The organism is Pseudomonas sp. F3-2 (assembly GCF_038804275.1).
GTDB lineage: Bacteria > Pseudomonadota > Gammaproteobacteria > Pseudomonadales > Pseudomonadaceae > Aquipseudomonas.
The window spans coordinates 5,879,428-5,901,108 of the sequence record NZ_CP152388.1; the positions used below are offsets into that span (position 1 = coordinate 5,879,428).

The following is a 21,681-nucleotide window of genomic DNA, read 5'->3' on the forward strand; positions in this document are numbered from 1 at the left end:
AACCGCAAACAGGAGTTCTTCATGAGCAAGACCGTCATCTCCAGCGACAAAGCCCCTGCCGCCATCGGCACCTATTCTCAGGCGATCAAAGCTGGCAATACCGTCTACATGTCCGGGCAGATCCCGTTGGACCCGAAAACCATGGAGCTGGTCGAAGGCTTCGAGGCTCAGACGACTCAGGTGTTCGAGAACCTGAAAGCGGTGGCTGAGGCGGCAGGCGGTTCGTTCAAGGACATCGTCAAACTGAATATCTTCCTGACCGATCTGAGCCATTTCGCCAAGGTCAACGAGATCATGGGCAAGTACTTCGAACAGCCTTACCCGGCGCGTGCGGCCATCGGCGTAGCGGCTCTGCCTCGCGGCGCTCAGGTTGAAATGGACGCGATCCTGGTCATCGAGTAATCGTCTCGCGGAGCGCATCCACGCTCCGCCATCTCCTCAGAGAAAAAGGAAGGACTCCGCTTATGCGCGTTGCGTTCGCCCTCTCACTGCTGGCCGCGCTGCTCAGCGGCTGCGCCAGCCACTCCAATGAAAGCCCGGACGGCACCTGGATCAATCAGGCCGCCATCGACGCCGCAGCCGAAGGCGGCAACCTGCGTCAGGCACTGCTGGCGTACGGTCCGAACCTGGAATGGAACATCAACACCAAGGCCGGTCAGGCTACCGCATCCAATGGCTTCGAGCTGAGCGAAGGCAAGATTGCCAGCAACGCCGAAGGCGCGCTGCGGGTCGATTTCTACGGCAACTCCTCCGAAACGCTGGCACTCAAGGGCGACGACCTGGTGCAGAGTGCGAGCGATACCGGCCCCGAGCAGCATTTCCGGGCGCCCAAGGAAGCCGCACCAGCGGGTGCCCAGCCCGGCACCAGTTTTGAGCGAGCGCTCTATACCGCTTATTTGGGCGGGAAATGGAACATCGTCAGCGGTGAAGGCCAAGGCAGCACCGTCGAGTTTCAACCCGACGGCAGCGTAAGCGGCCTGCCAGGCAATGATCGCTACGCGCTGTGCCTTGCGGGCGATTGCGCAGCCATGAGCGGGGAATATGACAGCATGTGGCTGGAACGTAACGAGCGCGGCAATCCGTGGATTTTCGTTCGCAACGGTAAACAGCTGGAAATTTTCCAGGCCGTTAACAACGCGCAGCCCACCGAAATGCCTGATTTGCGCCCCGGCGAGCGGCATTGGGTGCTGGAGAAAAACTAGTCCTCAGGCATCGCGAGCAAGCGCGCTCCTACAAGTCTTGCGTCTAGCCGGAGCATTCCGCAAAGCCTGGAGATTCGTGTGGGAGTGAGCCTGCTCACGAAGGTGTCAGCTCAGACAACGCGTCGTTGACTGATACGCTGCATCCGTCAGCAAGCTGAACTCCCACCGGCGCCGGCCGGATCAACAGATCGCAGCGGGCTCAATTCTCCTGAGCCAACATCGCTTCATACCCTTCTTTATAGCTCGCATAACGCGGCGCCCATCCCAGCGCGCGGGCCCGGGCATTACTGCAACGCTTGCTGCCCGCGCGGCGGACGCTGTTTTCGTCCGACCATTGCGTGACGCCCAGGCGCTGGCGCATCCAGTCGACGACCTCGGAGAGAGGAACTGGCGCATCGTCCACACCCAGATAGCAGTCATCCAGCGTCGCGCCTTCGGATGCTGCCTGCAGCAGAAATGCCAGCAGACCGGCAGCGTCGTCCGCATGAATCCGATTGCCATACAACGGCGGCTCTTCGGCAACGCTGTAGCCTTGACGCACACGGTTCATCAGGTCACTGCGCCCCGGACCATAGATGCCCGTAAGCCTGACGAGCGTGGCAGGAAGCCCGCTGGTGAGCGCCACTTGTTCCGCTTCCCGCATGACCTGCCCGGAAAATCCGGTGGCGTGTGCAGGCGAGGTCTCATCGATCCATTCGCCGTGCTGTTGTCCGTACACGCTGCTGCTTGAGACGAACACGACACGTTTGGGCCGCTGGCCGCTGCGCTGAGTCCATCCAAGGACATGCCGCAGCCCCTCTATATAAGCAGCGCGATATCCGGCCTCGTCACGCTGGGTCGGGGTGGCGCAATACACGAGGTAATCGATGCGCCCTTCCGGCCACTGATCCGGGATGCGGGCGTCGAACAGATCGCCACTCACACCAAGCACGCCTTTGGGCAGCTTCCCCACAGACCGGCGCAAGCCGTAGATCGTCCACCCCAGTGGCAGCAATTGAGTGGCCAGCCGACCTCCGATATCTCCACACCCAGCAATCAAAACGGAAGGCCCTGCCATGAACAATCTCCACATGAAAATAGGTTTGAACCCGTAAAACCGGCGCTTTGGACGACCGTCGGAATGCGCTCTACGGAAAAAAAGATACTCTATTACTTTTGTTAACAAGAATTACTTGCAATAATAACGGCCCTTTGTTCTCCTCCGCTCGCCTTGCGCCAGCGTGACGCACTTAGAACGAACACCTATTTTCATATCAGGTCGGGCCAGCATGACACCTATCCAATCCCCTGCTTCGTCTATCACGTCCAAAGGTCTGCCACGCGCAGGGCGCGCCATCGCCGCGGTGCTGTTCAGCCTGATGCTGACGCCGGTCGCGATGGCAGACTCCAATGCTCCGGCACAGAACGCTCCCGCGACACAAACCGTTGCACCGGCGGCCACTCCTGTTGACTCCTCGGCCGCTCCGGCGGTTCAAGATGCTTCTTCAACTACGCCGGCCGAGACACTTGAGGCGGCTGCCGAAGACAACAGCCTTGGCATGTCGCACGACCTGTCGCCGTGGGGCATGTACAAAAATGCCGACATCGTCGTCAAAGCCGTCATGATCGGTCTAGCTATCGCGTCGATCATCACTTGGACCATCTGGATCGCCAAAGGCTTCGAACTGCTGGGCGCCAAGCGTCGCCTGAAAGGCGAAATCGCGGCCCTCAAACGCGCACGCACGTTGGACGAAGCCAGTGCCGGCGCCAAAAAAGAAGGCACGCTGGCCAATCTGCTCGTGCATGACGCCCTTGAAGAAATGCACCTGTCGGTCAACAGCCGCGAGCGCGAGGGTATCAAAGAGCGTGTGAGCTTCCGCCTCGAGCGTCTGGTTGCAGCTTGCGGCCGCAACATGAGCATGGGCACCGGTGTGCTCGCGACCATCGGCTCGACCGCCCCTTTCGTGGGTCTGTTCGGTACGGTGTGGGGCATCATGAACAGCTTCATCGGTATCGCCAAGACCCAGACCACCAACCTTGCCGTCGTCGCGCCCGGTATCGCCGAAGCGTTGCTGGCAACGGCTTTGGGCCTGGTTGCAGCGATTCCTGCGGTGGTCATCTACAACGTCTTCGCCCGCTCGATCGCAGGCTACAAGGCTCAGGTGTCGGATGCCTCGGCGCAAGTTCTGTTGCTCGTCAGCCGCGATCTGGATCACCAGCCTGCCGCCGACCGTGGCCAACAGCCGCACATGGTAAAAATGGGGTAAGCCATGGGCCTGCATCTTAACGAAGGTGGCGACGACCTCGCCGAGAACCACGAAATCAACGTGACGCCGTTCATCGACGTCATGCTGGTGCTGTTGATCATCTTCATGGTGGCAGCGCCGCTGGCCACGGTCGACATCAAGGTCGACCTGCCCGCCTCCACGGCCAAACCGGCGCCCCGACCCGAGAAGCCTATCTTCCTCAGCGTCAAGGCCGACCAGAGCCTGTACCTGGGCGACGACAAGGTCGCGCGCGAGCAGCTTGGGCCGGTGCTGGACGCCAAGACCAAAGGCAAGAAGGACACGACGATCTTCTTCCAGGCTGATAAAGGCGTCGATTACGGCGACCTGATGGAAGTGATGAACGCGCTGCGAGGCGCCGGCTACCTGAAGGTCGGTCTGGTGGGTCTTGAGACGGTTGGTAAGAAATGATCAATACGCGCCAAAAACTGACGCGCTATAGCGGTAGTCTGTTGTTGGTGCTGGCGGTGCACGCCATTGCGATTGTCGTCGCGCTGCGCTGGCCCTCCTCTCAGGCCATCGAGCTGCCGCCGGCAGCGATGATGGTCGAGCTGGCGCCCGTACCCGAGCCCGCTCCGCCTCCGCCGCCTCAAGTGGTGCAACCGCCGCAGCCGCCAGCGCCGGAAGAAGAACTGCCGATTCCGCCGATCGCCGAAGCGCCCAAGCCGGAAATCGCGATTCCCAAGCCGGTCAAGCCTAAGCCCAAGCCACAGCCGCCCAAGCCTGTGAAAAAGGTCGAGCCACCGAAGGAGGAAAAGCCCGCTGACGAGAAGCCAGTGGACACACCACCGTCGAATGCCAAGCCTGAGAAATCGGCTGCACCGGAACCCGCGCCACCCACGCCGCCGAGTACCGCATTGCCAAGCTGGCAGGGTGATCTGTTGCGTCACTTGAGTAAATTCAAGCGCTATCCGGAAGACGCTCGTCGTCGGGGGATGCAAGGCATTAACCGATTGCGGTTCGTGGTCGATGCGGAAGGCCGGGTGTTGTCCTACGAAATCGCTGGAGGGTCGGGAAGTGCGGCGCTGGATCGCGCAACGCTGGAAATGATCCGCCGGGCGCAACCGTTGCCCAAGCCGCCTGCAGAATTGCTCAACAACGGCACGCTGGAAGTGGTCGCTCCCTTCGTTTATTCGCTGGATAAACGTTGAAACGCTGATTTTGTGATATCAGAGGGTCTGATAACGTGCGTCTATCGATTGCACCCGCTATGCTGGGGCCGCAACTTCATGGACGCACGCTATGACCCTCACAGAATTGCGCTATATCGTTACCCTCGCTCAAGAGCAGCACTTCGGCCACGCGGCCGAGCGCTGCCATGTCAGCCAGCCGACCCTGTCGGTCGGCGTCAAGAAGCTGGAAGATGAACTCGGTGTGCTGATTTTCGAGCGCAGCAAGAGTGCGGTACGTCTTACGCCGGTTGGCGAGGGCATCGTGGCTCAGGCTCAGAAAGTGCTCGAACAGGCGCAAGGCATTCGCGAGCTGGCTCAAACCGGCAAAAACCAACTGACGGCCCCGCTGAAAGTCGGCGCGATCTACACCGTCGGTCCTTACCTGTTTCCTCATCTGATTCCGCAACTGCATCGGGTCGCCCCGCAAATGCCGTTGTACATCGAAGAAAACTTCACCCACGTGCTGCGTGACAAGCTGCGCAACGGTGAGCTCGATGCGATCATCATTGCCCTGCCGTTCAACGAAGCCGACGTACTGACGATGTCGCTGTATGACGAGCCGTTCTACGTGCTGATGCCGGCCGACCATCCCTGGACTCAGAAAGCTACCATCGACGCCTCGGCGCTCAACGACAAAAGCTTGCTGCTGCTGGGCGAAGGCCACTGCTTCCGGGATCAAGTGCTTGAAGCCTGCCCGACGCTGGTCAAAGGTGGCGACAGTGCCAAGCACACCACGGTCGAATCCAGCTCGCTGGAAACCATTCGCCACATGGTTGCTTCGGGTCTGGGCGTTTCCATTCTGCCGATGTCCGCCGTCGACAGCCATCATTACGCCCCTGGCGTGATCGAAGTCCGCCCGCTGTCGCCGCCGGTGCCCTTCCGCACTGTCGCCATCGCCTGGCGCGCAAGCTTCCCTCGGCCCAAAGCCATCGAAATCCTCGCCGATTCGATTCGTCTCTGTTCAGTCGCTCGCCCTAAAGCCCAGGCGCAAGCGAGCTAAGTGGCGGTATGACGGAGCTGTCCCACGTCTCGGTTACGGCGCTTAAGGGCGTCGGCGAGGCAATGGCCGAAAAGCTGGCGAAGGTCGGCCTGGAGAATATTCAGGACGTGCTGTTCCATCTGCCGTTGCGGTATCAGGACCGCACCCGCGTCGTGCCGATCGGTGCGCTGCGGCCCGGACAGGACGCGGTCATCGAAGGCGTGGTCAGCGGCGCTGATGTAGTGATGGGCAAGCGCCGCAGCCTGCTGGTGAGGCTGGGCGACGGGACCGGCGTGCTGAGTCTTCGTTTCTATCATTTCAGCAATGCGCAGAAGGATGGCCTGAAACGCGGCACGCACGTGCGTTGCTACGGCGAAGCGCGCCCCGGTGCGTCAGGTCTGGAGATCTATCATCCGGAATACCGCGCCATCATTGGCGATGAACATGTCGCCGTGGAGCAGACGCTCACGCCGATTTATCCAACGACCGAGGGGCTGACGCAGCAACGCCTGCGCCAGCTGTGCCAGCAAAGTCTCGGCATGCTGGGCCCTAAAAGCCTGCCTGACTGGCTGCCGGATGAGCTGGCCAGAGATTACCAATTGGCGCCGCTGGCTGACGCTATTCACTACCTGCACAACCCGCCAGCCGATGCCGACGTCGAGGAACTCGCGTTGGGTCATCACTGGGCGCAGCACCGACTGGCGTTCGAAGAACTGCTCACGCATCAGCTTTCCCAGCAGCGCCTGCGCGAAAGCCTGCGGTCACAGCGGGCGCCCGCATTGCCGCTCGCCAAACGCCTGCCGAAACAATTTCTCGCCAACCTGGGTTTCCCTCCGACCGGCGCTCAGCAGCGTGTCGGTAAGGAAATCGCCTACGACCTCAGTCAGCAAGAGCCGATGCTCAGGCTGATTCAAGGTGACGTGGGCGCAGGCAAGACGGTAGTCGCGGCGCTTGCCGCGTTGCAAGCCCTCGAAGCGGGTTATCAAGTCGCACTGATGGCACCGACCGAGATCCTCGCCGAGCAGCACTTCATCAACTTCACCCGCTGGCTGGAGCCGCTCGGCATCGAGACGGCCTGGCTCGCCGGCAAACTCAAGGGCAAGGCCCGGGCCGCCTCGTTGGAGCAGATAGCCAATGGCGCGCCCATGGTCGTCGGCACGCACGCGCTGTTTCAGGATGAAGTGCAGTTCAAAAACCTTGCGCTGGTGATCATCGACGAACAGCACCGTTTCGGCGTTCAGCAGCGTCTGGCCCTGCGCAAAAAAGGCGTGGGCGGGATGATGTGTCCGCACCAGTTGATCATGACGGCGACGCCGATTCCGCGCACGCTGGCGATGAGTGCGTATGCCGATCTCGACACTTCGATTCTCGACGAGCTGCCGCCAGGCCGCACACCGGTAAACACGGTGCTGGTGGCCGATAGCCGCCGCATCGAAGTGGTCGAGCGAGTGCGAAATGCCTGCGCCGAAGGCCGCCAGGCTTATTGGGTCTGCACCCTGATCGAGGAATCCGAAGAACTCACCTGTCAGGCCGCGGAAACCACGTTTGAAGAACTGACCAGTGCCCTGGGCGAGCTTAAAGTCGGCCTGATTCATGGACGCATGAAGCCTGCGGAGAAGGCGGCGGTCATGGCTGAGTTCAAGCAAGGCCATTTGCAGCTGCTGGTGGCGACCACCGTTATCGAGGTCGGCGTGGATGTGCCCAACGCCAGCCTGATGATCATTGAAAACCCGGAGCGACTCGGCCTGGCGCAACTCCACCAATTACGCGGCCGAGTGGGACGCGGCAGTGCTGCCAGCCATTGCGTACTGTTGTACCATCCTCCTCTTTCCCAGATCGGCCGCCAGCGGTTGGGGATCATGCGCGAAACCAACGACGGCTTTGTGATCGCCGAGAAAGACCTGGAGCTTCGCGGGCCCGGAGAGATGCTCGGAACACGCCAGACCGGTTTGCTACAGTTCAAGGTCGCCGACCTGATGCGCGATGCCGATCTGCTACCGGCAGTGAGGGATGCAGCCCAGGCTTTGCTTGAACGCTGGCCTCAACATGTCAGCCCGTTGCTGGAGCGCTGGTTGCGCCACGGCCAGCAATACGGCCAAGTGTGAAGCAGTCAGCGCTATAAATGAGTGTCTCACCTATATAACAACTAAGCTGGTTATACTTCAGCAATTGTAGGAATCTGGATACAGCCATGACAGAAGTTGCCCACATCGACGCCGCCCAACACGCCCCGTCTGTCATCCGGCAGTTGCTTGGCAGGTCTGCCATCAACTACCGCGAGGTCATGGACGACGAATCGCTGCCATCCGCACAGAAAGTACAGGCCATTCTGGTGCATGACTCTGTCGGCGCGTTGCTGATCCTGTTCCCGCAAAACCAGCTGCTGGACCTCAACCGCATCACCGAATTGACCGGGCGCAAGCTGACCGCCGTGTCGCAAGAGCACCTGGATCAGATGCTCGGCAAGAACAACCTGCACAGCCTGCCCGCCCTTCCGGCACTGACCAGCTCGCCTTGCCTGTACGAAGAGCGCATCCTTCAGGAACCTTGCGTACTGATCGATTCCGGCGAGCCGGGCCTGTTGCTGGAAATCGGCAGAGATGATTTCAAGAGCCTGTTGACCAAAGCCAGCGCCGCCACTTTCGGCGAGCCAGTCACGCTGGTGCAGCCAAACCTGACGCGTCCTGACGACGACCGCGAAGAAATCACCAAGGCCGTGCAGAACTTCACTGCCCGACGCATCCAGCAGCGCCTGGAAGCGACCGTGGAGATTCCGCCACTGGCCGACACGGCGCAGAAAATCATCAAGCTGCGAGTCGATCCGGACGCCACGATCGATGACATCACGGGCGTTGTAGAAACCGATCCGGCGCTCGCTGCCCAAGTCGTCAGTTGGGCCGCATCGCCTTATTACGGCTCTGCCGGCAAGATTCGCTCGGTTGAAGACGCCATCGTTCGCGTACTGGGTTTTGATCTGGTCATCAATCTGGCGCTGGGTCTGGCTCTGGGCAAAACCCTGGCGCTGCCCAAGGACCATCCGCAGCACGCAACGCCTTACTGGCAGCAGTCGATCTACACCGCAGCGGTCATCGAAGGCCTGACCCGCGCCATGCCCCGCGCCAAGCGCCCTGAAAGCGGCCTGACGTACCTGGCAGGTCTGCTGCACAACTTCGGCTACCTGCTGCTGGCGCATGTGTTCCCGCCTCACTTTTCGCTGATCTGCCGTCAGATCGAGGTGAACCCGCACCTGCATCACAGTTTTGTCGAGCAACACTTGCTGGGCATTACTCGCGAACAGATCGGCTCCTGGCTGATGCGCAACTGGGACATGCCAGAAGAGCTGGCCACCGCGCTGCGCTTCCAGCACGATCCGCATTACACGGGCGAGCATTACGAGTATGCGAACCTGGTTTGCCTGGCTGTGCGCATGCTGCGCAAGGAAGGGATCGGATCAGGCCCGATGGAAAGCATTCCGGACGAACTGTTCGAGCGCCTCGAACTGCCGCGCGAAAAAGCTCAGGATGTCGTGCAGAAGGTGCTTGAAGCCGAGACGCTGCTGCGCGAACTGGCTTCTCAGTTTCATTGACCGTTTACGCCAACCGCCAGTAATGCCTGGCGGTTGGAAACCTGCTCGCGAGCGCGGCGGCCTCAGCAAGACATCCTCGTCAGATGGGCTTGCCCCTTCGCGAGCAACCCTGCCCCGCACACGCCGACCGCCCAGCGCCCTGCGCAAATCGACCAGTGACCCGCTGGCGGCGCCCCAAGCCCTACTTCTTCTTCCTCGGCTGCAAATACTTCATCAAGCCCTGAAACCACATCACCAGCCCGGTATTGCCGACGACCTGGATGTGCTTGTCCTGGATGCCCTGCATGAACGCCAGTTGCTTGTTTTTAGCCTGCATCGTGGCGAAGCCGTAAGCGGCGTCCTTGAACGAGATTGCAAACGCCGGCGATGGAACCGTACCGCCGTGGCTGCTGACACGCTGGTCGCGCACCACGTAATGGCGTGCAACCTTTCCGTCGGTGGTCTGCAACTGGAAAACCAGGTCCTTGCCCACCAGTTGTTGCTGGAAAGCCGGGTTTCTGCGGCTCGCGCGAGACATCAGCAGGCCGAGCATCCAGAGAAGAAAGCGAAATTTCATGTTCGACGCCTCATGCGATCACGTGCGGACAGCGCACAGGCGGCAGTGTAACGAGCTTGGACGTGACACGAACGAGCAGAACCGGCCGGTCGCAAAATGGCGAGCTAGACACGTCTTCAGCATTCAACCCCGGTGGTTATCTCGGCCTGCGCTGGCGAGCTGACACCTGAATCGCAGGCATAAAAAATGGGCACCCAATTCGATTGGCGTGCCCATTTCATGCTGTTCGCCTTCCGCAAGGCGTCCAGCGATTTATTTTTTCTTCGACGCAGGCGCTTTTTTCACCGTCTCGGGGTTGACGCTGTCTTTCAGGAACTTGCCAGGCTTGAATGCCACCGTGTTGCTGGCCTTGATTTTGACGGGCTCGCCCGTCTGAGGGTTTTTACCGGTGCGCGCGCCGCGATGACGCTGCAGGAAGGTACCGAAGCCAACCAGAGTCACGCTGTCCTTTTTGTGCAAGGCGTTGGTGATTTCATCGAGTACGGCATTGAGAACACGATTGGCTTGTTCTTTGGTGAGATCTGCTTTTTCAGCAATAGCGGCTGCGAGTTCTGGTTTACGCATATAAAGCCTCTTTTACGGTTTTTTGTTTTTATGTCCCGTGCTGCCGGATAAGGGCAGCGAGCAGGTGCCGCAACGGCTCTACGTTGCGGCAGACGGGAATGAGGATGGCATGCCGCCGAGGCCCGCGCCAGTACGTGAGCCACGTTTGTTTGATCTAAAACGTGGCTTATCCGACAGAACGACCGTTATTTATGCCAACAAGGCGGGCAAGGCTTTGTTCAGTGCGAGTTTCTCCATCACAGCGGCGCCGGTCAGCGCATAGCCCAGCAGATTTCCGCTGCTGTCCCTGCACAGTGCCTTGATGTCGGCGCCCTCACCTTCCACGCTCCACTCGCCCGCCGAGCCTTTAGGAGGCGGCGACACGACCAGCGGGCAGACCGGCGTTTTGACCGTCACCGGCATCGGCCCGTATTTGACGGGTGTCGGGGTGCCAGCAAGGGTTTGTGCCAAGGCGCGAGCGCAGCTCATTAACGGCATCACGTAGAGCAGATTCAACCCATCGACCTCGGCACAGTCCCCCAAGGCGTAAATGTTGGCGTGGGAAGTCTTGAGATGACGATCAACAACAACGCCACGTCCGATTTCCAGACCGGCCGCAGCGGCGAGATCCGTGCGAGGCCGCAAGCCGATGGCCGAAACCACCAGATCACAGCGCAACACCTCGCCATCGGACAGATGCGCCTCGAGACCGTCCTCAACGCGCGCCAGCCGCGTCAGCACTGGCCCGAGATGGAAACGCGCACCAAGACTTTCCAGCCCGGCCTTCACAGCGCCTGCCGCAGCCGGGTGCAGCAACGTCGGCATGACCTGCTCACACGGCGCAACGAGGTCGACTTCGTAGCCGCCCAGCATGAGGTCGTTGGCAAACTCACAGCCGATCAGGCCGACGCCCAGAATGAGCACGCGACGTTTGCCAGCGGCGGCTGCGCGAAATCGCGCGTAGTCCTCCAGATCGTTGATCGGGAAGATCGCGTCTGCTGCATCGCCGTCCACCGGAACGCGCACGGTTTCCGCGCCCCAGGCGAGAATCAGATCGCGGTAATACACCGACTCCTCGCCGATCCACAGACGTTTGTGTCCCGGATCAATGCCGCTGACGCGGGTGTGGGTGCGCACCTCTGCGTTGAGTTGCTCAGCCATCGCGCCGGGCTCGGCCATGCTCAATCCGTCGGCTTCCTTGTTCTTGCCGAAGCCGGTCGAAAGCATGGGTTTGGAGTAGGAGCGGCCGTCATCGGCGGTGATCAGCAACAACGGTGTTTCGCTGTCCAGCTTGCGAAACTCTCGCGCCAGGTTGTAGCCGGCAAGGCCGGTGCCGACGATCACGACAGGTGCGCTCATTCATTTCTCCATACAGTCGGGGAAAGCAGCTTCTCAGCCGATTTCGATCATCTCGAAGTCCATTTTGCCCACGCCGCAGTCGGGGCACAGCCAGTCTTCAGGCACATCTTCCCAGCGAGTGCCGGGCGCAATACCGTCGTCCGGCCACCCGTCTGCTTCGTTGTAAATCAGGCCACAGACAATGCATTGCCACTTTTTCATCGCTCGGTTCTCTTGGTTTCAGGCTAGACGTCCCAGACGCTCCGCTGTCGTCGCGAAGTTTATCGAATGGGTCAGGCCTTTTACTGATCACAGCGGCATGACGCAAGTTTCATCGATTCACCGCCGGTGCATTTTCCAGCGAGCGCTGGCTATGCCGGTCCTTCCTGCCACCTACTGCGCGCGCTCTGTAGGACCGGCTTTAGTCGGGAAGACTCAGGGTGCCTCAACGCGAAAAGGGTCGGTGCTCCGGTCGTCGGCCGGAATCCGCAATCATGTTAAGCTCGTCGCCTCGATTGCCGCCAATATCTGCAGACCGTGATCCAGCAAAAACCAGCATGTGCGCTGCCTGAATGGCGTTCGCGCGACGAACTGATCGACACACCAGAGCCTGTTGTTCTTGAATGGCTGTTCCACGAAGACTCCCTGACCCGACGGCTGACCCGGCTTTCCAACGAACGTTTCAGCGTTCTGCCGCTGTTCGAGGGATGGCAACGCCTGCGGGCCGACGAGTGCGCGGCGCTGCGGTTGCCTGAAAGCAGCGAGGGCTGGGTACGCGAGGTCTACTTGCTGGGCCACGGCGAGCAGTGGGTATTCGCGCGCAGCGTCGCGGCACGCAGCGCACTGGAGCAGGACGGGTTGCACATGGACGAATTGGGCACCCGTTCGCTGGGTGAATTGCTGTTCAGCGACAAAGCGTTCAGCCGAGGGCCGCTGCAGATTTGCCATTACCCCGCGTCGTGGTTGCCGGCGGCAGATCGGGATCAAGGTCTGTGGGGGCGCCGCTCGTGTTTCACCCGCGCCGCGCTGAGCATTCTGGTCGCAGAGGTTTTTCTGCCAACCGTGTGGCGAGCCATTGATGCCGCCGATTCGACGAATCAGGAGCGCCATTGATGTATCTGTCGTTGCTCAAATCCCTCAACCGCCTGCATCCGCGCGCCTGGGATTTCATTCAGTTGACTCGTGTCGACAAACCCATCGGTATCTATCTGCTGCTGTGGCCGACGCTCTGGGCGGTCTGGATCGCAGGCAAGGGTTCGCCCTCTCTGAGCAACGTACTGATTTTCATCATCGGCGTGTTTCTGATGCGGGCTGCAGGTTGCGTGATCAACGACTTCGCCGATCGCAAGGTCGATGGTCACGTCAAACGCACCGAACAGCGCCCTCTGGTGAGCGGCAAGGTCAGCTCGAAAGAGGCCTTGGTGCTGTTTGCGGTGCTGGTGGGACTCAGCTTTTTACTGGTGCTGCTCACCAACTCGACGACCGTCTGGCTGTCGTTCGGTGGTTTGGCGCTGGCGGCCTGCTACCCCTTCATGAAGCGCTATACCTATTACCCTCAAGTGGTGCTGGGCGCTGCGTTCTCATGGGGCATGCCGATGGCGTTCACTGCGCAGACCTGCGAACTGCCTGCCGCTGCCTGGCTTCTGTACATCGCCAATCTGTTGTGGACGGTGGGGTATGACACCTACTACGCGATGACTGACCGCGAAGATGATTTGAAGATCGGCGTGAAATCCACGGCCGTGCTGTTCGGCGATGCCGACCGGGTCATCATCCTGACGCTGCAGGGACTGGCGCTGTTCTGCCTGATGCTGGCCGGGTCGCGCTTCGAGCTGGGTCTGTATTTCTTCCTCGGACTGCTGGTGGCCGCAGGGTGCTTTGCGTGGGAGTTCTGGTCGACCCGCAACAAGGAGCCGCAGGCGTGCTTCAAGGCTTTCCTGCACAACCATTGGGCGGGACTGGCGATCTTCGTAGGGATTGTGGTCGATTACGCGCTGCGGTGACCGCCATGCGGTCAACGCAGCACACGATCAGTCAGGGTTTGGCTACGTGCCAGACGTCGCCTTTGCCGTCGCCAGTCTTGTCACCCGCGGCCTTGTCGTTCTTGAAGGTGTACAGCGGTTTGCCTTTGTAGACCCACTGGGATGCGCCGTCGTCGCGTTTGATGATGGTCCAGTCGCCTTCGGCCTTGTCCCCCGAGCTTGCGGTCAGCGGCGGCCAGTTGGTCGCGCATTGGTCATTGCACACGGATTTGCCGGCGGACGTGTCTTTGTCGAAGGTATAGAGAGTCAGGCCGTCATGGGTGGTGAGCACGCCACCGGTGGTCATGGCAGGCGCGGCAGCGAAAGCCATACCCGAGGATGCGAGCGCCGCGGCTGCCAACAGGCTCATCAGTGCGGAAGAAATTTTAGCCATAGATCAATCCTCTTTTTGTAAGTCGTTTTTATGGACATTCTTTGTAGGACAAGTCGACAAGCTTAGCGCTAGACCCAGCAATACGCCTAGCCCGAACTAACCTGTCACACGACTGCAATAATTCCGTTATCTAATGCGCCCCAAGACAGTTAAATGACATGAGGTTCGAGGCATGGTTGGCAGGAGCATTCTGATCGTCGACGACGAAGCGCCCATTCGCGAGATGATTGCCGTCGCACTGGAAATGGCCGGCTATGACTGCATGGAGGCAGAGAACTCGCAGCAAGCCCATGCCGTCATCGTCGACCGCAAGCCTGACCTGATTCTTCTCGACTGGATGCTGCCGGGCACATCCGGCATCGAGCTGGCCCGCCGCCTCAAACGCGACGAACTGACCGGCGACATTCCGATCATCATGCTGACCGCCAAGGGCGAGGAAGACAACAAGATCCAGGGTCTTGAAGTCGGCGCCGATGATTACATCACCAAACCCTTCTCTCCTCGCGAACTCGTAGCGCGCCTCAAGGCGGTGCTGCGTCGCGCAGGGCCTAACGATGGCGAATCGCCGATTGAAGTCGGCGGCCTGCTGTTGGACCCGATCAGCCATCGCGTGACCATCGACGGCAAGCCTGCTGAAATGGGGCCGACCGAATACCGCCTGCTGCAATTCTTCATGACTCACCAGGAGCGCGCCTACACCCGCGGCCAGTTGCTCGATCAGGTCTGGGGCGGCAACGTATACGTCGAGGAGCGCACGGTCGATGTCCATATCCGCCGTCTGCGCAAAGCCCTCGGCGACGCTTATGAAAATCTGGTACAAACCGTCCGCGGTACTGGCTACCGTTTCTCCACCAAAAGCTGAAAAAGCGTTTGGCAGCGACTCAGACCGCTGAAAACAAGGACGCGTTAATTGAACCACAACTGGCATGGCACTCTGATCCGCCACCTGCTGCTATTGGTCACGGCCTCGCTGCTGGCCGGCCTTGTCAGCGGCCATTACGGCTGGTGCCTGGCGATCGGTCTGGGGCTGTACCTGGCCTGGACGCTCAAACAGTTGCTGCGCCTGCACGACTGGCTCCGCCATCACAAACCCGATGAGCCGCCGCCGGACGGTTACGGATTGTGGGGCGACGTCTTCGACAGCATTTATCACCTGCAAAAGCGCGATCAACGGGTTCGCGGACGCCTGCAAGCGGTTATCGATCGTGTGCAGGAGTCCACGGCAGCGCTGAGAGACGCGGTGATCATGCTCGACAGCGAAGGCAATCTGGAATGGTGGAATCGGGCGGCCGAGACGCTGCTGGGGCTCAAGACACCTCAGGACAGCGGCCAGCCGGTGACCAACCTGGTGCGTCATCCGCGTTTCAAAGAATATTTCGAACACGCCAATTACGCCGAACCGCTGGAGATTCCTTCGCCGGTCAACGATCGCCTGCGCATTCAGATGCTCATCACCCGCTACGGGAATAACGAACACTTGATGCTGGTGCGCGATGTCACGCGCATTCATCAATTGGAGCAGATGCGCAAAGACTTCGTCGCGAATGTGTCCCATGAGCTGCGAACGCCGCTGACGGTGATCTGTGGTTACCTGGAAACCCTGCTGGACAACGTCGATGACGTGAACCCGCGCTGGGTCCGCGCGCTGCAGCAGATGCAGCAGCAAGGCGGCCGCATGCAGACGCTGCTCAACGACCTGTTGCTGCTGGCCAAGCTGGAAGCCACCGATTATCCATCGGACAACCAGCCCGTCGACGTGCCGACGCTGCTGCAGAGCATCAAGAACGATGCCCAGGCGCTGTCGGGCAGCAAGAATCAGCAGATCACCCTGGATCTCGAGAGCGAGTACAGCCTCAAGGGCAGTGAGGCGGAGTTACGCAGCGCGTTCTCCAACCTGATCTTCAACGCGGTGAAATATACGCCCGCCGAAGGCAAGGTCCGCATCCGCTGGTGGGCCGACGGACGCGGTGCGCATTTGAGCGTGCAGGACTCGGGTATCGGCATCGACAGCAAGCACATTCCTCGCCTGACCGAGCGCTTTTACCGCGTCGACTCAAGCCGTGCGTCGAACACTGGCGGCACGGGGCTGGGCCTTGCGATCGTCAAGCACGTCTTGCTGCGTCATCGCGCAACGCTGGAAATCAACAGCGTTCCGGGCAAAGGCAGTGTGTTCATCTGCAACTTCGCTCCGATCCAGATGACCAAGGCCTAGGCAAGCCCACGGATAGCGGCTAAATTGCGTCGCTTATGCCCTCCATTTGTGAGGGTTTATTTCATCCTTCTGTAAAACGGAACCTGCAAAACTCCATCATGGACCCTTCCCCTGGTATTAGCCTGGCTTCAATTTTCGCCGACTTCGGCATGATTCTCTTCGCAATGATTCTGGTCCTGCTCAACGGTTTTTTCGTTGCCGCAGAGTTTGCCATGGTCAAACTGCGCTCCACTCGTGTCGAGTCGATCGCCGAGAAAAACGGCTGGCGCGGCCGTATCCTGCGCACCGTACACAGCCAACTGGACGCCTATCTGTCGGCGTGTCAGCTGGGTATCACGCTGGCCTCCCTTGGTCTGGGCTGGGTCGGTGAGCCTGCCTTCGCCCATCTGCTGGCGCCGCTTCTGGAGACCCTGGGCGTGGATACGCCTGAAGTGGTCAAGGGCGTGTCGTTCTTCACGGCCTTCTTCCTCATTTCCTACCTGCACATCGTGGTCGGTGAGCTGGCGCCCAAATCCTGGGCCATCCGCAAGCCTGAACTGTTGTCGCTGTGGACTGCGGTGCCGCTGTACCTGTTTTACTGGGTCATGTATCCGGCCATCTACCTGCTCAACGCCAGTGCCAACGGTATCCTGCGCATTGCCGGTCAAGGCGAGCCCGGGCCGCATCACGAGCATCATTACAGCCGCGAAGAACTCAAACTCATCCTGCACTCCAGCCGGGGTCAGGACCCGAGCGATCAGGGTATGCGCGTGCTGGCGTCTGCCGTTGAGATGGGTGAGCTGGAGGTCGTGGACTGGGCCAACTCCCGTGAAGACCTCGTGACGCTGGATTTTAATGCGCCACTCAAAGAGATTCTGGCGCTGTTCCGTCGGCACAAATTCAGCCGTTATCCGGTGTACGACGCCGATCGCGGCGAATTCGTAGGCCTGCTGCACATCAAGGACCTGCTGCTGGAGCTGGCGGCGCTGGATCACATTCCCGAATCGTTCAACCTCGCGGAGCTGACTCGCCCGCTCGAACGCGTGTCCAAGCACATGCCGCTGTCACGGCTGCTGGAGCAGTTCCGCCAAGGCGGCGCGCACTTTGCGCTGGTCGAGGAAGCGGACGGCAAAGTCATCGGCTACCTGACCATGGAAGACGTGCTGGAAGTGCTGGTCGGCGACATTCAGGATGAGCACCGCAAGGCCGAACGCGGGATTCTCGCCTACCAGCCCGGCAAGCTGCTGGTGCGGGGCGATACGCCGCTGTTCAAGGTCGAGCGCTTGCTGGGCATCGATCTGGACCACGTAGAGGCCGAAACCCTTGCAGGCCTCATCTATGACAGCCTCAAGCGCGTGCCTGAGGAAGAGGAAGTCATGGAAGTCGAAGGCCTGCGAATCATCATCAAGAAGATGAAAGGCCCGAAGATCGTGCTGGCGAAGGTGTTGAAGCTGGATTGATCAACAGCCTGGCCAGAGTCGCTTTTGATTCTGGCCGCAGGCCGTAGGCCTCCGGCCAGAAGCGGACCGCAAGGGTACTGCGATTCAATTCCCGCCAATGGCGAAGTTCGGCAGGCTTTGGACCGGCTGCGAGAATTCGTAAGGAATCGATTCCAGCGCCAACCCGACATTGCGCTGCACCACGAAGTGCAAATGCGGCCCGGTGCTGTTGCCGGTATTGCCTGACCGTCCAAGCGGGGTGCCGACGGTTACCTTTTCCCCTTCCCTGACGCTCACCGAACCCTGTTGAAGGTGCAGATAGACGCCCATGGTGCCGTCGTCGTGCAGGATGCGCACGAAGTTGCCGGACGGATTCGCGCCGCGTCCGGACTGGGTGTTTTCAGTCTTGATCACGGTCCCGCCTCGTGCCGCAATGATCTGCGTGCCTTCAGGCATGGCGATGTCGATCGCATAACGGCTCTTGGCGCCCACATGGCTGTATGAGCCGTTGGCGCCCTGACTGATACGAAACGGTCCGCCGACCCAGGGCAACGGATAGCGATAGCCCAGGCCGCTTGCGCTCACGCTGCGCTGCGGGTCGCCCATGATCGAGCGAAGACTCGGTTTGTAGGCCATCGCCCTGCTTGGAATCTGCGGACTCAGCGCGATCAGGCGTTCGTTGCTGCGGGCAGGAATGGTTCGGCGGATCACCTGATCAGCAACGCCGACAACGTTCTTCACGCCCGACAGGCGCAGCTCGATCTCCACAGGCGCGAACAGATCATTACGCACGTAGAGGTTGTCGGCACCTTTGGTTTTCTTGACGTTGAGCCGGACCTGACTGTCGATGCGTTCGACCATGCGCTCGCGCAGCTTCATCACCTGGGCGCCAGGAACGGGTTGGTCGGTAAACGAAACCACTCCATTGGCATCGGTGAATCGGTAAATGGTCACAGCTGCAGCAGTCTGCGCGGCCAGCAGCAATGCACAGACAACCAGCAAGCGCTCTAACATCTGGATAGGCCTGGTATGAAGACAATGGGGCAAGCCTAGCAGCGATGCCGATGGAAAAGGACTCATCCGTATCAATCGGTAATAGACGAAGCGTCAAGGAAATCGCGTCAGGGTCAGCTGCGAAGCAATTTGCAAATTCTATGCAGGATGGGGATGCGCTTCGTCAGGCAGAGACGGAGCCATTGTGGGAGCGCGCTTTGCGTTGAGCCGCATTCGCGGGCAAGCGCGCTCCTACAGGGGGTTGTGGCGAGCTTATGCGCCAGGCACGAAATGCTTTTGCGCCGTGCCGCGGGCAATCAGGCGCGACAGGTAGTCGAGCTTCTGGGTGTCCTGGTCGACGAAGCGGAACGTCAGTTGCAGCCAGTCGCTGTCCGGTTTCTGCTCGAACGCCGCGATGGCGTGCAGGTAGCCGTTCAAGCGCGCGACCTCGGCATTGTCGCCCTGCTCCAGATCCAGCACGGCGCTGTCGAGAATCTGCGGCAGCACTTCACCGCGACGCACCACCAGCAGCGCTTCCTTGAGCGTCAGCGCTTTGATCACACACTGCTGGTTGCCGCTGGACAGCCGCAGCTGACCCTGACCACGCCCTGTTGGCTCAGACGGTGCTGCCGGTTTGGCCATCGGCTTGACCAGCGGTTGTGCCGGAGCCGACGCGGTTGGCGTGGCGGTCACGACCTCTGGACGGTTGCCGGTCAAGGCGCTGAGGGAGTCGTTGGCGAACGCAGCGTTCGCGCGCGCAGGACCGCTGCTCATCAACGCATCCAGCTTGCCCACCTTGTGCAACGCTTTCTTCACCTTGGTCAGCAGTTGTTCGTTGGTGAACGGCTTGCCGATGAAATCCGAAACGCCGGCATGGATCGCCTGGATCACGTTTTCCTTGTCGCCACGGCTCGTGACCATGATGAAGGGCATGGTTTTCAGGCTGTCCTGCTGACGGCACCAGGTCAGGAGCTCAAGCCCGGACATTTCCGGCATTTCCCAATCGCACAACACCAGGTCGAACACCTCACGGGTCAGCAATACCTGGGCTTTACGGCCGTTGACTGCATCCTCGAGGTGAATTCCGGGGAAAGCGTTGCGCAGCCCTTTCTTGACAAGGTCGCGGATGAACGGCGCGTCATCCACCACCAAAACACTGACTTTACTCATCGACGCTCCTGATGGCGTGTGCACCGCAAATGGCGAGCATATCGCTGGCGGGTAGCCAGCTGCCAAACTGTTTGACGACACCGGGACATTTATTCGCGGGTGACTTAGGAATTAGGTGGCCTTGAAAACGGCCATTTTACCCAAAAAAAAGCCCGGCGTTCGCCAGGCGTTTTTTATCAGGCAATCTTATTTATCGTCAGGAGCGTCCGGAACATTAGGCTTTTCGGCGGACAGGCCTTTGACTTCTTCCTGCATGCGCTTGAGGCCCAGGTGACGCACGTCGGTGCCGCGCACCAGGTAGATCACCAGCTCGGAGATGTTGCGGGCGTGATCGCCGATCCGCTCAAGCGAACGCAGCACCCAGATGACGTTGAGCACGCGGGAGATCGAACGTGGATCTTCCATCATGTAGGTGACCAACTCACGCAGTGCGGTCTTGTATTCGCGGTCGATGGTCTTATCGTACTGCGCAACGGACAGGGCCAGATCAGCGTCGAAGCGGGCAAAGGAGTCCAGGGCGTCACGCACCATGCTGCGGACCTGATCGCCGATGTGGCGCACTTCCACATAACCGCGTGGCGACTCGCCTTCTTCGCACAACTGAATGGCGCGACGGGCAATCTTGGTAGACTCATCACCGATGCGCTCCAGATCGATCACCGATTTGGAAATGCTGATGATCAGACGCAGGTCGGAGGCGGCGGGCTGACGACGAGCCAGAATGCGCAGGCATTCTTCATCGATGTTGCGCTCCATCTGGTTGATGCGGTCGTCGACTTCGCGAACCCGCTGGGCCAGGCCCGAGTCGGCGTCGATCAGCGCGGTGACCGCGTCGTTGACCTGCTTCTCGACCAGACCACCCATTTCCAGCAGGTGGCTGCGAACTTCTTCCAGTTCAGCGTTGAACTGCTGGGAGATGTGATGTGTATGGCTGTCTTTGATCATGCTGAGTGTCCGTCCGATTGATTGCGCGGTGGTTCAGGGCTGACGAAACACGTGCTAGCCGTAACGACCGGTTATGTAGTCTTCAGTCTGCTTTTTGGTCGGATTGGTGAACAACGTATCGGTGTCCCCGAATTCGACCACCTTGCCCATGTACAGAAACGCGGTGTAATCCGACACGCGCGCCGCCTGCTGCATGTTGTGGGTAACGATCACAATGGTGTATTTGGATTTCAGTTCGTAGATCAGCTCTTCGACTTTTAACGTCGAAATCGGGTCGAGCGCGGAGCACGGCTCATCGAGCAGCAGGACTTCGGGTTCGACGGCGATAGTGCGGGCGATCACCAGACGCTGCTGCTGACCGCCGGAAAGCCCGAGCGCCGATTCGTGCAGGCGGTCTTTGACCTCATCCCACAGAGCGGCGCCACGCAACGCCCACTCGACCGCCTCATCAAGCACGCGCTTTTTGTTGATGCCCTGAATCCGCAGGCCATAGACCACATTTTCATAAATGGTCTTGGGAAACGGGTTGGGCTTCTGGAACACCATGCCGACGCGACGACGCAGCTCGGCCACATCCTCGCCCTTGGTATAGATGTCGTGCCCGTAGAGCTTGATTTCGCCCTGCACGCGGCAGCCGTCCACCAGATCGTTCATGCGATTGAAGGTGCGCAACAAGGTCGACTTGCCACAGCCCGACGGCCCGATGAACGACGTTACCCGCTGTTTCGGGATATTCATCTGGATGTCGAACAACGCCTGCTTTTCCCCGTAGAAAAGATTCAGGCCCGGCACTTCCAGAGCGACGTTTTCGCTGGCCAGATCAAGCCCCTGGCGCTTTCGACCCAAGGCAGACATGTTGATGCCGTGGGTGTGGGGTTCTTGCTGCAT

Annotated in this window: 23 protein-coding genes; 13 read left to right on the forward strand and 10 right to left on the reverse strand. The window is 60.0% G+C overall.

The genetic code is table 11. The features are described from left to right. The first annotated feature begins 21 nt into the window (after nt 1–21). The gene (locus AAGQ88_RS26265) at nt 22–402 is read left to right on the forward strand and encodes a RidA family protein (protein ID WP_093466280.1); all 381 of its coding nucleotides are present in this window, start codon (nt 22–24) and stop codon (nt 400–402) included. A gap of 62 nt (nt 403–464) precedes the next feature. Continuing rightward, the gene (locus tag AAGQ88_RS26270) at nt 465–1,202 is read left to right on the forward strand and encodes a hypothetical protein (protein ID WP_342654021.1); all 738 of its coding nucleotides are present in this window, start codon (nt 465–467) and stop codon (nt 1,200–1,202) included. A gap of 199 nt (nt 1,203–1,401) precedes the next feature. Here the strand turns inward: AAGQ88_RS26270 and AAGQ88_RS26275 are convergent, their stop codons facing one another. Then, nucleotides 1,402–2,259: an NAD-dependent epimerase/dehydratase family protein gene (locus AAGQ88_RS26275; protein WP_342654022.1), complete on the reverse strand. Its 858-nt coding sequence runs from the start codon at nt 2,257–2,259 to the stop codon at nt 1,402–1,404. 211 nt (nt 2,260–2,470) lie between these two features. On the opposite strand from AAGQ88_RS26275, the gene exbB reads away from it, so the two are divergent. The 6 genes from exbB (at nt 2,471) to AAGQ88_RS26305 (ending at nt 9,203) form a co-directional block, all read left to right on the forward strand. Then, nucleotides 2,471–3,448: a tonB-system energizer ExbB gene (gene exbB / locus AAGQ88_RS26280; RefSeq protein ID WP_342654023.1), complete on the forward strand. Its 978-nt coding sequence runs from the start codon at nt 2,471–2,473 to the stop codon at nt 3,446–3,448. 3 nt (nt 3,449–3,451) lie between these two features. Beyond that, nucleotides 3,452–3,877 carry a TonB system transport protein ExbD gene (gene exbD / locus AAGQ88_RS26285; RefSeq protein WP_285422901.1) on the forward strand — a complete coding sequence of 142 codons (426 nt, stop codon included), beginning with the start codon at nt 3,452–3,454 and terminating at the stop codon, nt 3,875–3,877. Further along, nucleotides 3,874–4,617 (forward strand): energy transducer TonB, encoded by a 744-nt coding sequence (locus tag AAGQ88_RS26290; RefSeq protein WP_285422900.1) that lies wholly within the window; start codon nt 3,874–3,876, stop codon nt 4,615–4,617. The genes exbD and AAGQ88_RS26290 overlap by 4 nt, the downstream gene beginning before the upstream one ends. Before the next feature lie 91 nt (nt 4,618–4,708). Further along, entirely contained in the window at nt 4,709–5,638 is a 930-nt protein-coding gene (locus AAGQ88_RS26295; RefSeq protein ID WP_093466293.1) for a hydrogen peroxide-inducible genes activator, read from the forward strand. Between the two features lie 8 nt (nt 5,639–5,646). Beyond that, on the forward strand, nt 5,647–7,722 hold the full coding sequence (gene recG / locus AAGQ88_RS26300; RefSeq protein ID WP_342654024.1) for an ATP-dependent DNA helicase RecG: 2,076 nt from the start codon (nt 5,647–5,649) through the stop codon (nt 7,720–7,722). Between the two features lie 86 nt (nt 7,723–7,808). Next, nucleotides 7,809–9,203, forward strand: a complete 1,395-nt coding sequence (locus AAGQ88_RS26305) for an HDOD domain-containing protein (protein WP_342654025.1) — start codon at nt 7,809–7,811, stop codon at nt 9,201–9,203. A gap of 181 nt (nt 9,204–9,384) precedes the next feature. On the opposite strand, the gene AAGQ88_RS26310 is transcribed toward AAGQ88_RS26305, so the two are convergent. The 4 genes from AAGQ88_RS26310 to AAGQ88_RS26325 form a co-directional block, all read right to left on the reverse strand. Further along, nucleotides 9,385–9,759: a helicase gene (locus AAGQ88_RS26310; protein ID WP_342654026.1), complete on the reverse strand. Its 375-nt coding sequence runs from the start codon at nt 9,757–9,759 to the stop codon at nt 9,385–9,387. A gap of 252 nt (nt 9,760–10,011) precedes the next feature. Then, entirely contained in the window at nt 10,012–10,323 is a 312-nt protein-coding gene (locus AAGQ88_RS26315; protein ID WP_093466301.1) for an HU family DNA-binding protein, read from the reverse strand. A gap of 189 nt (nt 10,324–10,512) precedes the next feature. Continuing rightward, nucleotides 10,513–11,661: an FAD-dependent oxidoreductase gene (locus tag AAGQ88_RS26320; protein ID WP_342654027.1), complete on the reverse strand. Its 1,149-nt coding sequence runs from the start codon at nt 11,659–11,661 to the stop codon at nt 10,513–10,515. 33 nt (nt 11,662–11,694) lie between these two features. Further along, entirely contained in the window at nt 11,695–11,862 is a 168-nt protein-coding gene (locus AAGQ88_RS26325) for a rubredoxin (protein ID WP_062379816.1), read from the reverse strand. Between the two features lie 315 nt (nt 11,863–12,177). Between AAGQ88_RS26325 and AAGQ88_RS26330 the strand changes: the two genes are divergently transcribed. Beyond that, complete coding sequence (locus tag AAGQ88_RS26330) at nt 12,178–12,753, forward strand: chorismate lyase (protein WP_342654028.1); 576 nt, start codon at nt 12,178–12,180, stop codon at nt 12,751–12,753. Continuing rightward, nucleotides 12,753–13,643 carry a 4-hydroxybenzoate octaprenyltransferase gene (gene ubiA, locus AAGQ88_RS26335; protein ID WP_342654029.1) on the forward strand — a complete coding sequence of 297 codons (891 nt, stop codon included), beginning with the start codon at nt 12,753–12,755 and terminating at the stop codon, nt 13,641–13,643. The genes AAGQ88_RS26330 and ubiA overlap by 1 nt, the downstream gene beginning before the upstream one ends. A gap of 31 nt (nt 13,644–13,674) precedes the next feature. On the opposite strand, the gene AAGQ88_RS26340 is transcribed toward ubiA, so the two are convergent. Then, a complete protein-coding gene (locus tag AAGQ88_RS26340) occupies nt 13,675–14,055 on the reverse strand; it encodes a hypothetical protein (protein ID WP_285422893.1) in 381 nt (126 codons plus the stop codon). 172 nt (nt 14,056–14,227) lie between these two features. On the opposite strand from AAGQ88_RS26340, the gene phoB reads away from it, so the two are divergent. The 3 genes from phoB (at nt 14,228) to AAGQ88_RS26355 (ending at nt 17,706) form a co-directional block, all read left to right on the forward strand. After that, nucleotides 14,228–14,917, forward strand: coding sequence for a phosphate regulon transcriptional regulator PhoB (gene phoB, locus AAGQ88_RS26345; protein ID WP_062379821.1), 690 nt, complete (start codon nt 14,228–14,230; stop codon nt 14,915–14,917). 48 nt (nt 14,918–14,965) lie between these two features. Beyond that, entirely contained in the window at nt 14,966–16,267 is a 1,302-nt protein-coding gene (gene phoR, locus AAGQ88_RS26350) for a phosphate regulon sensor histidine kinase PhoR (protein WP_342654030.1), read from the forward strand. A gap of 98 nt (nt 16,268–16,365) precedes the next feature. After that, nucleotides 16,366–17,706 carry a hemolysin family protein gene (locus AAGQ88_RS26355; protein WP_285422891.1) on the forward strand — a complete coding sequence of 447 codons (1,341 nt, stop codon included), beginning with the start codon at nt 16,366–16,368 and terminating at the stop codon, nt 17,704–17,706. Between the two features lie 84 nt (nt 17,707–17,790). On the opposite strand, the gene AAGQ88_RS26360 is transcribed toward AAGQ88_RS26355, so the two are convergent. The 4 genes from AAGQ88_RS26360 to pstB form a co-directional block, all read right to left on the reverse strand. Next, nucleotides 17,791–18,699: a M23 family metallopeptidase gene (locus AAGQ88_RS26360; protein WP_285422890.1), complete on the reverse strand. Its 909-nt coding sequence runs from the start codon at nt 18,697–18,699 to the stop codon at nt 17,791–17,793. A gap of 252 nt (nt 18,700–18,951) precedes the next feature. Next, entirely contained in the window at nt 18,952–19,848 is an 897-nt protein-coding gene (locus AAGQ88_RS26365) for a response regulator (RefSeq protein WP_285422889.1), read from the reverse strand. 186 nt (nt 19,849–20,034) lie between these two features. Then, nucleotides 20,035–20,793 carry a phosphate signaling complex protein PhoU gene (gene phoU, locus AAGQ88_RS26370; RefSeq protein ID WP_093466324.1) on the reverse strand — a complete coding sequence of 253 codons (759 nt, stop codon included), beginning with the start codon at nt 20,791–20,793 and terminating at the stop codon, nt 20,035–20,037. Between the two features lie 54 nt (nt 20,794–20,847). Beyond that, nucleotides 20,848–21,681, reverse strand: coding sequence for a phosphate ABC transporter ATP-binding protein PstB (gene pstB / locus AAGQ88_RS26375; RefSeq protein ID WP_285422888.1), 834 nt, complete (start codon nt 21,679–21,681; stop codon nt 20,848–20,850).

Excerpts from the sequence above, each read along its gene's own strand:
- AAGQ88_RS26270 (WP_342654021.1), top strand. The coding sequence starts at position 465 with ATGCGCGTTGCGTTCGCCCTCTCACTGCTGGCCGCGCTGCTCAGCGGC.
- AAGQ88_RS26305 (WP_342654025.1), top strand. The coding sequence starts at position 7,809 with ATGACAGAAGTTGCCCACATCGACGCCGCCCAACACGCCCCGTCTGTC.
- exbD (WP_285422901.1), top strand. The coding sequence starts at position 3,452 with ATGGGCCTGCATCTTAACGAAGGTGGCGACGACCTCGCCGAGAACCAC.
- AAGQ88_RS26325 (WP_062379816.1), bottom strand. The coding sequence starts at position 11,862 with ATGAAAAAGTGGCAATGCATTGTCTGTGGCCTGATTTACAACGAAGCA.
- AAGQ88_RS26320 (WP_342654027.1), bottom strand. The coding sequence starts at position 11,661 with ATGAGCGCACCTGTCGTGATCGTCGGCACCGGCCTTGCCGGCTACAAC.
- AAGQ88_RS26365 (WP_285422889.1), bottom strand. The coding sequence starts at position 19,848 with ATGAGTAAAGTCAGTGTTTTGGTGGTGGATGACGCGCCGTTCATCCGC.
- AAGQ88_RS26310 (WP_342654026.1), bottom strand. The coding sequence starts at position 9,759 with ATGAAATTTCGCTTTCTTCTCTGGATGCTCGGCCTGCTGATGTCTCGC.
- AAGQ88_RS26265 (WP_093466280.1), top strand. The coding sequence starts at position 22 with ATGAGCAAGACCGTCATCTCCAGCGACAAAGCCCCTGCCGCCATCGGC.
- pstB (WP_285422888.1), bottom strand. The coding sequence starts at position 21,681 with ATGCAGCAAGAACCCCACACCCACGGCATCAACATGTCTGCCTTGGGT.
- AAGQ88_RS26360 (WP_285422890.1), bottom strand. The coding sequence starts at position 18,699 with ATGTTAGAGCGCTTGCTGGTTGTCTGTGCATTGCTGCTGGCCGCGCAG.
- AAGQ88_RS26295 (WP_093466293.1), top strand. The coding sequence starts at position 4,709 with ATGACCCTCACAGAATTGCGCTATATCGTTACCCTCGCTCAAGAGCAG.
- AAGQ88_RS26355 (WP_285422891.1), top strand. The coding sequence starts at position 16,366 with ATGGACCCTTCCCCTGGTATTAGCCTGGCTTCAATTTTCGCCGACTTC.
- AAGQ88_RS26275 (WP_342654022.1), bottom strand. The coding sequence starts at position 2,259 with ATGGCAGGGCCTTCCGTTTTGATTGCTGGGTGTGGAGATATCGGAGGT.
- exbB (WP_342654023.1), top strand. The coding sequence starts at position 2,471 with ATGACACCTATCCAATCCCCTGCTTCGTCTATCACGTCCAAAGGTCTG.
- ubiA (WP_342654029.1), top strand. The coding sequence starts at position 12,753 with ATGTATCTGTCGTTGCTCAAATCCCTCAACCGCCTGCATCCGCGCGCC.
- AAGQ88_RS26340 (WP_285422893.1), bottom strand. The coding sequence starts at position 14,055 with ATGGCTAAAATTTCTTCCGCACTGATGAGCCTGTTGGCAGCCGCGGCG.
- phoU (WP_093466324.1), bottom strand. The coding sequence starts at position 20,793 with ATGATCAAAGACAGCCATACACATCACATCTCCCAGCAGTTCAACGCT.
- recG (WP_342654024.1), top strand. The coding sequence starts at position 5,647 with ATGACGGAGCTGTCCCACGTCTCGGTTACGGCGCTTAAGGGCGTCGGC.
- phoB (WP_062379821.1), top strand. The coding sequence starts at position 14,228 with ATGGTTGGCAGGAGCATTCTGATCGTCGACGACGAAGCGCCCATTCGC.
- AAGQ88_RS26315 (WP_093466301.1), bottom strand. The coding sequence starts at position 10,323 with ATGCGTAAACCAGAACTCGCAGCCGCTATTGCTGAAAAAGCAGATCTC.
- AAGQ88_RS26290 (WP_285422900.1), top strand. The coding sequence starts at position 3,874 with ATGATCAATACGCGCCAAAAACTGACGCGCTATAGCGGTAGTCTGTTG.